Here is a 12,367-nt window from a genome sequence, read left to right on the forward strand (position 1 = left end):
ATGACTTCTGATATTATGCAGGCTGAACCATGCCATGCCGGGGTTCTTGCAGCTCTTCATGCACATAGTTTTTCAGAAGCAGACCGCTGGGATGAAGCGGCTTTCTCTGAACTTTTTACCTTGTCTGGTGTGCTAACAGGGATTGCGTTGCACCAGGATCAGCCTGCTGGTTTTATTATGGTGCGCAGTGTTGCGGGAGAAGCTGAAATTCTTACCGTGTGTGTTGACCCGGCGTACAGGCGGCAGGGTATTGCCCGTAAGCTTTTACAATGGGCAGAGCAGACTGTGTATGACAATGGTGCTGAACGCTTCTTTCTGGAAGTGTCAAAAGCGAACGAAAGCGCACAGGCTTTATATTTCTCAGAGGGGTTTGCTGAGGTCGGGGTCAGAAAACGCTATTATCCCGATGGCTCTGACGCGCTTCTGCTGTGCCGTCAGTGGGCGTGTTAACTACATACACAGGGTTATGAGAATTAATCTGCTGTGTTTAAAAATTACTGCGCCTGTGGAGCAGATGGCGTGGCAGAGGTTTTTTGCTTAGGAGCATTGCCATAAACTGGCTCTTCCTGAGGAATAACCATATGGCCATCGCCCGTTGTAAGCGGACCAGAGGACGCATTCCCCGGCGCAATAGCTTCATAAGGCTGACTGGATGAAGTTTTGTATTTTTCAGGATGAAGGGCTTCAGCCTGTTCCTGGCGTGCAACATCTTCTCTCGCCCGGCGCGCTTCAGCCTCTGAGGCTTCAGGGAGAAAGCGACCTGGCCGCTCAGGCGGAATATCGATATTCTCTCCCTCAATTTCCTGATGGCAGCCTGTTAGCCATGGCGAGACCAGGAGAATCCCCAAAAGAAGGCTGACAGAAGGTTTTCTGACACAAAAATTCACCGGGCGTGCGTGACCTTGCTGCTGCGACATCAGAGAGAGAAAAGGCACAACGTATAATCCGTTGTCAGAGGGAATTAGTCTTTAAGCCGGCGGGCCTCATCTGGCAGCATAACAGGGATACCATCGCGCACAGGGAAGGCCAGACCAGCTTTTTCGCTGATGAGCTCATTTGTAAGCGAATCATAGATCAGAGGAGACTTTGTCACCGGGCAGACCAGGAGAGAGAGCAGACGCTGGTCAGGGGTGACGTGGTTATGAGGCTCAGACATCAGGAGAGGCTCCTTTAAAGAAACATCAGAAAAGTGGACTCTTATTGTCAGAGTCCGGTCAGGTCGAGCAGCCTGTGTAGCAGATTAATACGCTCACTCAGAGTAGCTGCGTCAAGCAATGCCTGTTTTTCTGCCGGAGGGAAAGGACAGATCATAGGTAAGGTAATGAGAAGAATGTCATCTTCCATCTGTTCAATGGCTGACCAGCGGACATTAATATTTTTTTTTGATAAATAGTAACGCAGCGCAGTGAGCAGTTTTTTACGATCAAACGGGGCTGAGGACACCTCACTCAGGTCTCCGGCAAAGCCGGAGGCATCGATACGGGCACACCGGTAGTTCCGGTGCGGTTGTGTTTCCCGCAGGGTTCTGAAGCGTATAATACCGCGCAGTGTGATGACAAAGGTATTATCAGGCTTTTCAGCAAATGAGATAATCCGCCCGACGCAACCGGTCTTATAAAGTGGTATCGTGGCCTGCCCGGTCAGTTGTTCAGAAGTGTGTATGTCGGGCTGAATAATGCCAATCAGCCGATGTGATGCCAGGGCATCTTCAACCAGGGCGATATAGCGTGGTTCGAAAACATTCAGCGGTAGTTTTCCATGCGGCAGCAGCACGATACCAGACAGAGGAAAAAGGCCGATTTCAGCAGGGATATCAGCCAGTGTCATGTCTGAAATCTGCGGCACCCGCCGCAGAAGGTCAGTATTAGCAGGAAGAGAGGGGGGCACTTGTCAAAATACTTATGAAAAAAGGAAGGATGAAAGTTTACGACGCGATGTTAGTGTTACCGGGTCAGTATGCCCCCAGGCTTCAAAAAAGCGCAAAAGCTGTTGTTTAGCAGCACCATCGTTCCAGGTATTATCGGTTTTGATAATGTAAAGCAGCTGCTCTGCAGCTTCTTCGCGTTTACCTGCGACGTTTAAAGCGGTTGCCAGTTCGCAGCGTGCTTCAAAATCATCAGGGTTAGCTGCCAGGCGAGCGTGAATCTCCTCGCTTTGTTCTGCGGCTTTACGTCCTTCTTTTTTCAGTTCGAGAGCGGCTCTGGCACCTTCAATATCCGGGTGTTTTGCAATGGCTTCGGGCACATCTTCCAGTGCGGCAAGGGCAGACTCTTCATCATCCAGTGCGAGCAGTGCACGAATAAGGCCGCTCCAGGCTTTCGCATTTTCCAGCTCTTCGCCGATTACAGTCGAATACAGGCCGGCTGCTTCCTCGGGCTTGCCAGCTTCAAGAGCGGTATCAGCTTCGCTCATCAGCTCTGTCGTGGGAAGAGGGCCACCGCCAGTGTTTTTAACGACATTCTCGATGAATTTTTTGATCTCGCTTTCAGAGGGCGCACCCTGGAACATATCAAGAATCTGACCTTTCCAGAAGACGGCCACCATTGGGATAGACTGCAAAGGCAGGCCAGCCTGTGCGAGCTGTGCGGCAAGAGACTGGTTTGCTTCAACGTCAATTTTAACCAGTCTGACGCGTCCTTTGGCCGATGTTACAACGCGCTCGAGAACCGGTGCCAGCTTTTTACAGATATTGCACCACTCAGCCCAGAAATCGACCAGGACAGGAACCGTTTTACTGGCCTCAATCACATCTTTCATGAAGGTGGCCTGTGAGCCTTCAGAAATAACAGGGGTATTGTCTGAAGATGGGGCCCCTGCTGGTTTACCTTGGAGTGACTGGCCGATAATCTGATTCATAAGGTCGTTATCCTTGTTTTATCGCAGGGAGCCTCTCAGGTTTTCCCTGTAGTCTGGTTGGTGTGTGCCATTTCCTGTTGCTTTAGATGGTCTATCATGTGTCTGGGTGCAATGGGATATTCAAAGAGTTATTGTGTGTGTAGCGTAGCAGATCACCTTGCCGTCATGGTGCCGTGGTTGCGGGTCAGTGAAAAAGCGGGAGCCGTTGTGAAAAAGCCGACAAAAAAAACTCTTACATCTGAAAAGCCGGTTATTCGTGTACGGGGTGCACGGGTGCATAACCTCAAAAACGTGGATATAGACATTCCCCGTGATTGTCTGACCGTAATGACGGGCGTGTCTGGCTCGGGTAAGTCATCCCTGGCATTTGATACGATCTATGCCGAGGGGCAGCGTCGTTATGTTGAAAGCCTCTCAGCTTATGCCCGTCAGTTTCTGGAGCTGATGGGTAAGCCGGATGTGGACTCGATTGAAGGCCTCTCCCCTGCTATTTCGATCGAACAAAAAACAACGTCTAAAAACCCGCGTTCTACCGTTGGTACGGTGACAGAGGTTTATGACTATATGCGTCTGTTATGGGCGCGTGCAGGTGTACCTTATTCTCCGGCTACCGGGCTGCCGATTGAAGCGCAGACAGTCAGCCAGATGGTTGATCGCATAATGGCCCAGCCTGAAGGTACACGTTATCTCCTGCTGGCCCCGGTTATTCGTGACCGTAAGGGGGAATATCGTAAAGAGCTGCTTGAGTTGCAGCGTAAGGGCTTCACCCGCGTTAAAGTGGATGGTGCGCTGTATGACATTGCTGATGTACCAGCTCTGAACCGCAAGCTGCGTCATACTGTTGAGGTGGTTGTTGATCGTATTGTCGTGCGTGAAGGGCTGGAAACGCGTCTGGCTGACAGTCTTGAAACGGCTCTGGGTTTGTCAGACGGTATTGTTTATGCGGAAGAGGCATTAAAAGACAGTGACGTAACACCTGAGCGTCTGGTTTTTTCTTCGCGGTTTTCGTGCCCGGAGAGTGGTTTTACACTCGAAGAAATTGAGCCGCGTCTGTTTTCGTTTAATGCTCCCCAGGGGGCATGCCCTGCCTGTGATGGTTTGGGAACAGAGACATTTTTTAACCCGGTTCTGGTTGTGCCTAATACGGCTCTTTCTTTACAAAAAGGAGCTGTTGCACCATGGCGTGATTCGAAAACGCCTTTGTTTGATCAGACGCTCGAAAGCCTTGCCCGGCATTTTGATATTAAAATGGATACGCCCTGGAAAGATCTGCCTGAAACAGCACAGGATGGTATTCTTAACGGGGTAAGTGAAGATGTAACCTTCACATATCATGATGAGAAAAAAAGCTATACTGTTACAAAACCTTTTGAAGGTGTTTTGCATAGTCTGGCACGCAGGCTTATGAATACAGACAGCGCCTGGGTTCGTGAGGAACTTTCACGTTATCAGTCTGAAAAAGCCTGTCATGTTTGTGATGGTGCACGTCTTAAACCTGAAGCCTTATGTGTCAGGGTTGCAGAAAAAACCATTGCAGAAGCATGTCTTTTGCCAATTAATAAAGCTCTTTCCTGGTTTGATACAGTTTTGCCTGCACTTACGCCGCAGCGTGCAGAAATTGCCCGGCGTATTTTACGTGAAATTTTTGATCGTCTGAAATTTCTTGATGATGTTGGCCTGGATTATCTTACACTGGCCCGCAGCTCCGCTACTTTATCAGGGGGAGAAAGTCAGCGTATCAGGCTGGCTAGCCAGATTGGTTCAGGGCTGACAGGTGTGCTGTATGTACTTGATGAGCCATCGATCGGGTTACATCAGCGCGATAATGAGCGTCTTCTTGGTACGCTTGAGCGTCTGAAAAAACTTGGCAATACACTGATTGTTGTTGAGCATGATGAAGATGCTATTCGTAGTGCTGACTGGCTGGTTGATATGGGGCCAGGAGCGGGTGTGCATGGTGGTACAGTAATAGCAGCAGGTACGCCTGAGCAGGTTGCAAAAGTGCCGGAAAGCATTACCGGTGCATATCTTTCGGGTCGTAAAAAAATTCCTGTACCACAGAAGAGACGTAAGGCTGACAAAAAAAGAATTTTAAAAATTGAAGGTGCTACAGGTAATAACCTTAAAAATGTGACAGCACGTTTTCCACTGGGGACGTTTGTTTGTGTTACTGGTGTTTCAGGCAGTGGTAAATCAACACTGGTGATTGATACGCTTTATAAAACATTATCCCGTGAGCTTATGGGGTCATCAACATCTCCCGAGCCCTGTAAAGCGATTACAGGCACTGATAAAATTGATAAAATCATTGATATTGATCAGTCTCCTATCGGGCGTACACCACGTTCAAACCCGGCAACTTATACAGACTTGTTTGCTCCAATACGTGACTGGTTTGCCGAACTGCCTGAAAGTAAAGCCCGGGGCTATAAGCCCGGACGCTTTTCTTTTAATGTGAAAGGCGGACGGTGTGAGGCCTGTCAGGGTGACGGTGTACTTAAAATTGAAATGCACTTTCTGCCTGATGTGTTTGTAACATGCGATACCTGTAAAGGTGCACGCTATAACCGTGAAACACTTGATATTAAGTTTCGTGGTAAATCTATTGCTGATGTACTGGCTATGAGTGTTGATGAGGCACTGGAGTATTTTTCTGCTCAGCCTCGTATAAAAGACAGACTGGTGATTTTACAAAAAGTTGGCCTTGGCTATATGACGTTAGGGCAGCAGGCTACAACTCTTTCAGGTGGTGAGGCGCAACGCGTAAAACTATCAAAAGAGCTGTCTCGTCGTGCAACAGGTCGTACATTATATATTCTTGATGAGCCAACGACAGGCTTACATACTGAAGATGTTGGTAAGTTACTTGAGGTTTTGCATGCTCTGGTTGATCAGGGCAATACAGTTGTTGTTATTGAACATAATCTTGAAGTGATAAAAACTGCTGACTGGATCGTTGATGTTGGTCCAGAGGGAGGAGATGGTGGTGGTCAGATTATTGCCGAAGGTACCCCTGAGGAAATCGTCGCCTTTAAGAACAGCTATACAGGAAAATTCCTGAAACCACTTCTTGATAATAAGTGAAAAATAATGAAAATATTAAAAGTTGTTACATTATTTTCAGTTGTTCTTAGTGGATTTATTTCTGATGCCAGTTTTGGGCAAACCAGTCAGAGTGATAGTGTACAGTTTGAAAAACTGACATGGACAGAGATAGATAATAAAATTCACTCCGGAACAACGACTATTATTATCCCTGTTGGAGCAACTGAGCAGAGTGGTCCTTATCTGGCTGTTGGCAAACATAATACACGGGTTAAATTGCTGGTAGATGAGATTGCTCAAAAGCTTGGTCATACGCTTGTTGCACCAGTCGTTTCTTATGTCCCTGAAGGTAGCACGACGCCGCGGTCTTCACATATGCGCTTTCCAGGAACGATAACAGTACCTAATGATGTTTTCGAAAAAATGATGATATCTGCGGCTGAAAGTTTTCGGGTGCAGGGGTTTAAACTGGTTGTGTTTCTGGGAGATCACGGTGGTTATAATTCTGTCCTTGAAAAAACGGTAAAAACATTAAATAAATCATGGCATGATAAAAATGCCAGAGCATTTTTTGATGTGGGATATTATACCGCCGTCACACATGATTATGCACACTGGCTTGCGCAGCATGGCTATGCGAAAGAAGTTGGTATGCATGCTGACATCAGCGATACATCTCTTCTTATGGCAGCAGATCCGTCAATGGTGCGGCAGCAGGCTTTGCGGCAGTCAGGTCAGCCTCTGACCAGTCAGGGGATTTATGGTGGTGACCCCAGGCGTGCTTCTGCTGCACTGGGCAAAGTTGGCCTTGAAATGCAGGTTAATGCTGCAGTGCATGATATCAGGTCGTTGCAGCAGGAGTAATATGCTGCTTATCGTGGCAATGGACGATATCAGGCCATTATGGTAAAAATGGAGAAATGCCTGTTTTTTGTATTGTGACAGGCATCATTCAAATAATAGGCATATAAAACTATGGTATTTAAACGACATCTGACAGCGGCAACTGCTGTTTTTGTCATGCTTGGTACAGGTTATGACCTTGTGTCTGCGCAGACGGTCTCATCAGCTTCACAACAGGGTGGAGTGCCTGCGGTTCAGACTATTCCTGGCATGCCGGCTGTTACCGATGCTTCTAATTTATATAGTGAAACAGGTGTGGGGCATATTGCACCGCAGATCGCAGCTGATCCTGAACGGGTTTATGTGCCCAATCTGCGTTCAAACAGTGTTTCTGTTATTGACCAGCATACGAACAAAGTTGTTGAGACGATTAAGGTCGGTAAAAGTCCACAGCATGTTGTACCTTCGTGGGACCTTAAGACCCTGTGGGTGACGAATAATGCTGAGGGCACATTTGACGGCAGTCTGACCCCGATTGATGCGCAGACTGGTAAAGCTGGTGCGGCTGTTGCTGTTGATGACCCTTATAATATGTATTTCACACCAGATGGTAAGTCTGCCATTGTTGTTGCCGAGGCACGTAAACGCCTTGATTTTCGTGACCCGCATACAATGGAACTGCAGCAGTCTGTGCAGACCCCTGACTGTAAGGGGGTGAACCATGCTGATTTTTCAATTGATGGTCGCTATGCCATTTTCACCTGTGAGTTTGGCGGACATCTGGTAAAAGTTGATACAGTTAATAAAAAAGTATTAGGATATCTGAAGCTTTCAGGTGGTGGTATGCCACAGGATATTCTGATTTCACCTGACGGCAAGACATTTTATATTGCTGATATGATGGCCGATGGTGTGTTCCTCGTTGACGGGGATACATTCCGCGAGATCGGATTTATTCATACTGGTGTTGGCACACACGGGCTTTACCCTAGCCGTGATGGAACAAAAATGTATGTTGCCAATCGTGGTTCGCATAAAATTCATGGTAACCCTCATAGTAAAGCAGGGGGTGTGACGGTTATTGATTTTGCGACGAATAAAATTGTTAATAACTGGCCTGTTCCTGGTGGCGGCAGCCCTGATATGGGTAATGTCAGCGCAGATGGTAAATATCTCTGGCTCTCTGGTCGTTTTGATGATGTCGTATATAAAATTGATACAGAAACCGGAGATATGCAGAAAATTCCTGTTGGCAAAGAGCCTCATGGTCTGACGGTATGGCCTCAGCCTGGTCGTTATTCAATCGGGCATACAGGTTTGCTCCGGTAGTTTTAAAGTTCAGAGCAATACAGGCGCTGTTATGCTTAAAGCTAAGGTCAGCTATTAAATTTTTGTATTGCTCTGGAATTATCTGATATTTTTGTCTTTATAGAGACAAATCTAATAGGAAATATCAGATGAAACTATACCATCGGGCAGCCTTGCTCTGCTCTGTTTTTTTAGGACTGGATTTGTGTGCAGTAGCTGCACAGGCACAAACAGCTGCGCCACAGCAGGTGCCCGTCCCCTCCCCTCTCCCTCAGCCTCAAGATATCCCCTACCCAGGCAAAATGCAGATCAGCGTTGACGCGACTGATTTAAGCCGTCGTATCATGAGTATAAAAGAAGTTGTTACTCTCCCGCCTGAACTGTCTCAAAAAGGTGGTGATTTTATTCTGCTTTACCCTATGTGGCTGCCAGGTGATCACTCTCCTTCCGGCACGATTGACCAGGTGGGTGGATTAGAAGTGCGCTCTGGTAAAGAGGTTCTGCCGTGGCATCGTGATACAGTTGAAGTAAGTGCTTTTCATATTACAGTTCCTGCCGGTACGCGTGAACTGAATGTGTCATATCAGCTTCTTTCACCGGTCTCTCCTGATGAGGGACGCGTTGTGATGACGGATGTGATGGAAAATATACAATGGTCAGCTGTTTCCCTTTATCCTGCTGGTTATTATACACGGCAAATACCGGTTGTATCCCAGGTTATTCTTCCTGAAGGCTGGCAATATGGTACGGCTTTGCGTGCTGATGGCCCGCAAAAAGGTAATACAGTTACCTTTAAATCAGTTATGTTTAACACGCTGGTGGACTCCCCCATTTTTGCAGGGAAATACTTCCGTAAGTTTGACCTGACACAAGGTGACCAGGTGCCTGTCACACTTAATGTGATGGCTGATAAACCGCAATATCTGAACGCCACTCATGACCAGATTGCTCGTCATAAAGAGCTGGTCAGACAGGCAACGCTGCTGTTCCGTTCTCATCATTATAAGCATTATGACTTTTTGCTTGCTCTGACCGAGCATCTGGGGCGCATTGGTCTGGAACATCATGAATCCAGTGAGAATAGTGGTCCGCTGGGTTATTTTACAAAATGGGATGAAACTGCTGCAGCACGTGATCTTCTGGCGCATGAATTTACTCATTCATGGAATGGTAAATATCGTCGTCCGGCTGACTTGTGGGCTGCAAACTTTAACACGCCACAGCGTGGAAGCGGGTTGTGGGTTTATGAAGGGCAGACTCAATACTGGGGTTATGTTCTGGCTGCCCGTTCAGGTCTTATGACTGTGCCACAGACAGAAGAAGCTATAGCTGATGTTGCGGCAACCTACAGTGCTCAGGCAGGTCGTAAATGGCGCCCGCTTATTGATACGACGAATGACCCGATTATTGCGCAGCGTGCACCTCTGTCATGGAGGAACTGGCAACGTAGTGAGGATTATTATTCAGAAGGGCAGCTGATATGGCTTGATGTCGATACACTGATCCGCAAGCTGTCTCATGGTGAAAAATCGCTCAATAATTTTGCCGGAGATTTCTTTGGTACGAATAACGGGCGGGTTATGCCCAGCACATACTGGATCAGTGAAGTTGCCAGCACGCTGAATAGTGTACAGCCTTATGACTGGACAGCTTTTCTGCATCAGCGGGTTGATCAGATTAATCCAATGGCGCCTCTTGATGGTTTAACACGTACAGGTGCTAAATTAGCTTTTTCAGATAAGCCAACTGATTTTATTAAATCTGATTCTTTATTACGACATACAACAGATTTCAGGTTTTCTCTTGGTTTTCAGGTTAATAAAAAAGGTATCCTGACGAATGTGCTGTGGGATGGCCCGGCCTGGAATGCAGGTATAACCCGTGATCAGCAGATTATCGCTGTTAATAACGAAGCCTATAGTGAAGATGTGCTTAAAGAAGCCATTACAGAAGCTAAAGGTAAAAATAGTCAGCCAGTTGTACTGCTGCTGCGTGACAGCGATAATTTTCATACAGTTTCATTACCGTATCATGAGGGGCTGCGTTACCCTTATCTTTCCGGAAACCTCACTGAAATTAAAGAAATTCTCTCACCTCTTGAACCTGAAAAATCAGATATAAAACAGTAAGAGTGTCGTATGTGTTATCCGCCCTGCATAAGCAGGGCGGATGGTGTGGGGTATATTAGTGTAAAGACTCATTTGCTGCTGGTGCATCAGGTGCCATTTTTCCAGGTGATGTTGAGTGTTCGACATCATAAGCTGTAGCTTTTTGTGCATAAGTTCCTTTTGCACCAGGGTGCTCTTTGTCATAAGCAGCAGCTTTTTCTTTTTCTTCTTTACGAAATTCATGTCGCTTGTACATTCCGGTTACACATCCGCCGGTAGCACCAAGAACACCGTGACCAACCATGTGGCCACCAACGGCACCAGCAGTACCATATTTCAGGCAACCGCCAGGCTCTGCATAAGAGACAGAGCTGGTTGCCAGAGCAAGAGTTGCTGTCGCAGCCAGAAATTTCATATGACGTTTCATCATTTCCAATCCTTATCTCAATGACCAATAAATCATGAATATCATGACTTTATGGTCGTATTATGCCGTTTCTTTTAAAAAAGAAAATGACTGGAAATATGAAAAAACCGGAGAGATATGATCTCTCCGGCTGTAGTTTTTACTTGCTGGTAAATTTGTTTTTGATGCGCTGACCAATATCTTTATCGATATTTGACCAGTATTCAAAAACTCTTGAGAGAACAGGTTCCTCAACGCCATTTGACAGATGTCCGACCACATTGCTGACCAGACGGTCTCTCGCGGCATCGTCCATGACTTTTGTTACAAGCGCACGTGCCTGAGAGTAATCATCATCATCCGGGCGCAGGGTATAAGCTGAGCGCACAAATTCGCCATCTGCACTCCATACAGCATTTTCAGGGAACCTTACCCCGTCTGCCACCGGCCCGCCTTTCGAGTTAGGGGTGTAAACCGGGTCATGAGCATTATTGATGCGCATAGCCCCCCCTTTGTTGTAGCCATGAACAGGGCATTTCGGTGCATTGACGGGGATTTGTTTATAGTTGCCCCCCAGTCGCGCACGGTGAGCATCAGCATAAGCAAATGATCGGCCCAGCAACATCTTATCAGGTGAAAGACCTGTACCAGGTACAAAGTTATTTGGCTCAAAAGCAGCCTGTTCGATTTCAGCAAAGAAATCAGTCGGGTTACGATCAAGCACAAGCTTGCCAACTTCAATCAGGGGGTATTCGCCCTGAGGCCATACTTTTGTAAGATCAAACGGATTGATATGATATTTTTTTGCATCATCATAGGGCATGATTTGCATTTTGAGCGTCCAGCCTGGATACTCTTTACGTTTGATGGCCTGGTACAGGTCACGACGGTGATAATCTGCATCTGAGCCAGCAAGGCTGTCTGCCTGCTCCTGTGTCAGGCATTTAATACCCTGATCCGTTTTGAAGTGATATTTGACCCAGAAGCGCTCTCCCTTTGCATTGACCCACATATAAGTATGGCTGGAGAAACCATCCATGTGGCGCCACGATGCGGGAATACCCCTGTCACCCATGAGCCAGGCAACCTGATGAGCTGTTTCGGGATTCAGTGTCCAGAAATCCCACTGCATGTCGTTGTCTCTCAGACCATTATCGACACGTCTTTTTTGTGAATGAATAAAGTGCTGAAATTTGATCGGGTCACGAATGAAAAATATGGGGGTATTGTTACCCACCATATCGAAATTGCCTTCTTCTGTATAAAATCTGACAGAAAAACCCCGTGGGTCACGCCAGGTGTCCGGGCTGCCACCCTCACCCGCAACTGTTGAAAAGCGGGCTACAACTTCTGTTTTTGTGCCCTTTTGTAAAAATTTTGCTGATGTATAGCGGCTGACATCGTGAGTGACGGTAAAGTGACCAAATGCCCCGCCTCCTTTTGCATGTGGCTGGCGGTCAGGGATCATCTCGCGGTTAAATGCAGCCATTTGCTCGATCAGAACATGATCCTGCAACAGAATAGGACCATCATTTCCGACAGAAAGAGAAAACTGGTCGTTGGAAACGGGAATGCCTGAATCAGTAGTATGAATTTTATCTGAGTGTTTACTCATGAAAAATACCTTATTTAATATGTGTTGTTTCAGAACATATGAAGCGTAGGTTTGTTTTTTTTTGAGATCAAGAAAAACATAAAAAGTAAATTTTATTTGTTATTATTTCGTGAAAATATTTTTTGATATATGTCATTTTTTAAATATCCAGAGACATAATGTGTGATTACTTACATGGCCCGGCTG

At 46.7% G+C, this 12,367-nt stretch carries 11 protein-coding genes; 5 read left to right on the top strand and 6 right to left on the bottom strand.

Annotation, left to right across the window (positions count from 1 at the left end):
• Window positions 1-450 (top strand): ribosomal protein S18-alanine N-acetyltransferase, encoded by a 450-nt coding sequence (gene rimI, locus HK11_RS02385; RefSeq protein ID WP_086553746.1) that lies wholly within the window; start codon window positions 1-3, stop codon window positions 448-450.
• Window positions 451-494: 44 nt separating this feature from the next.
• Here rimI and HK11_RS02390 read toward each other — a convergent pair whose 3' ends face one another.
• From HK11_RS02390 to HK11_RS02405, 4 genes are all read right to left on the bottom strand, one after another.
• Window positions 495-935 carry a hypothetical protein gene (locus tag HK11_RS02390; protein ID WP_086553747.1) on the bottom strand — a complete coding sequence of 147 codons (441 nt, stop codon included), beginning with the start codon at window positions 933-935 and terminating at the stop codon, window positions 495-497.
• A 26-nt stretch (window positions 936-961) separates the two neighbouring features.
• On the bottom strand, window positions 962-1,156 hold the full coding sequence (locus tag HK11_RS02395) for a Trm112 family protein (RefSeq protein ID WP_086553748.1): 195 nt from the start codon (window positions 1,154-1,156) through the stop codon (window positions 962-964).
• Between the two features lie 47 nt (window positions 1,157-1,203).
• Window positions 1,204-1,827 (bottom strand): LON peptidase substrate-binding domain-containing protein, encoded by a 624-nt coding sequence (locus tag HK11_RS02400; RefSeq protein WP_086553749.1) that lies wholly within the window; start codon window positions 1,825-1,827, stop codon window positions 1,204-1,206.
• A 72-nt stretch (window positions 1,828-1,899) separates the two neighbouring features.
• A complete protein-coding gene (locus tag HK11_RS02405) occupies window positions 1,900-2,856 on the bottom strand; it encodes a tetratricopeptide repeat protein (protein WP_086553750.1) in 957 nt (318 codons plus the stop codon).
• Between the two features lie 135 nt (window positions 2,857-2,991).
• On the opposite strand from HK11_RS02405, the gene uvrA reads away from it, so the two are divergent.
• From uvrA to HK11_RS02425, 4 genes are all read left to right on the top strand, one after another.
• A complete protein-coding gene (gene uvrA / locus HK11_RS02410; RefSeq protein WP_369822910.1) occupies window positions 2,992-5,940 on the top strand; it encodes an excinuclease ABC subunit UvrA in 2,949 nt (982 codons plus the stop codon).
• Window positions 5,941-5,946: 6 nt separating this feature from the next.
• Window positions 5,947-6,765 carry a creatininase family protein gene (locus HK11_RS02415; protein WP_086553752.1) on the top strand — a complete coding sequence of 273 codons (819 nt, stop codon included), beginning with the start codon at window positions 5,947-5,949 and terminating at the stop codon, window positions 6,763-6,765.
• Window positions 6,766-6,876: 111 nt separating this feature from the next.
• A complete protein-coding gene (locus HK11_RS02420) occupies window positions 6,877-8,073 on the top strand; it encodes a YncE family protein (RefSeq protein ID WP_086553753.1) in 1,197 nt (398 codons plus the stop codon).
• A gap of 128 nt (window positions 8,074-8,201) precedes the next feature.
• Window positions 8,202-10,181 (top strand): M61 family metallopeptidase, encoded by a 1,980-nt coding sequence (locus HK11_RS02425; RefSeq protein ID WP_086553754.1) that lies wholly within the window; start codon window positions 8,202-8,204, stop codon window positions 10,179-10,181.
• Window positions 10,182-10,236: 55 nt separating this feature from the next.
• Here HK11_RS02425 and HK11_RS02430 read toward each other — a convergent pair whose 3' ends face one another.
• Both HK11_RS02430 and HK11_RS02435 read right to left on the bottom strand, forming a co-directional pair.
• Window positions 10,237-10,575 (bottom strand): hypothetical protein, encoded by a 339-nt coding sequence (locus tag HK11_RS02430; RefSeq protein WP_086553864.1) that lies wholly within the window; start codon window positions 10,573-10,575, stop codon window positions 10,237-10,239.
• Between the two features lie 151 nt (window positions 10,576-10,726).
• Entirely contained in the window at window positions 10,727-12,181 is a 1,455-nt protein-coding gene (locus HK11_RS02435; RefSeq protein ID WP_086553755.1) for a catalase, read from the bottom strand.
• Window positions 12,182-12,367 lie beyond the last annotated feature (186 nt).

Source organism: Acetobacter sp. DmW_043 (assembly GCF_002153485.1).
Lineage (GTDB): Bacteria > Pseudomonadota > Alphaproteobacteria > Acetobacterales > Acetobacteraceae > Acetobacter > Acetobacter thailandicus.

Bases quoted from the DNA above. Each gene is read 5' to 3' on its own strand.
- rimI (WP_086553746.1), top strand. From the start codon at position 1: ATGACTTCTGATATTATGCAGGCTGAACCATGCCATGCCGGGGTTCTT.
- HK11_RS02395 (WP_086553748.1), bottom strand. From the start codon at position 1,156: ATGTCTGAGCCTCATAACCACGTCACCCCTGACCAGCGTCTGCTCTCT.
- HK11_RS02400 (WP_086553749.1), bottom strand. From the start codon at position 1,827: ATGACACTGGCTGATATCCCTGCTGAAATCGGCCTTTTTCCTCTGTCT.
- HK11_RS02405 (WP_086553750.1), bottom strand. From the start codon at position 2,856: ATGAATCAGATTATCGGCCAGTCACTCCAAGGTAAACCAGCAGGGGCC.
- HK11_RS02415 (WP_086553752.1), top strand. From the start codon at position 5,947: ATGAAAATATTAAAAGTTGTTACATTATTTTCAGTTGTTCTTAGTGGA.
- HK11_RS02420 (WP_086553753.1), top strand. From the start codon at position 6,877: ATGGTATTTAAACGACATCTGACAGCGGCAACTGCTGTTTTTGTCATG.
- HK11_RS02425 (WP_086553754.1), top strand. From the start codon at position 8,202: ATGAAACTATACCATCGGGCAGCCTTGCTCTGCTCTGTTTTTTTAGGA.
- HK11_RS02430 (WP_086553864.1), bottom strand. From the start codon at position 10,575: ATGAAATTTCTGGCTGCGACAGCAACTCTTGCTCTGGCAACCAGCTCT.
- HK11_RS02435 (WP_086553755.1), bottom strand. From the start codon at position 12,181: ATGAGTAAACACTCAGATAAAATTCATACTACTGATTCAGGCATTCCC.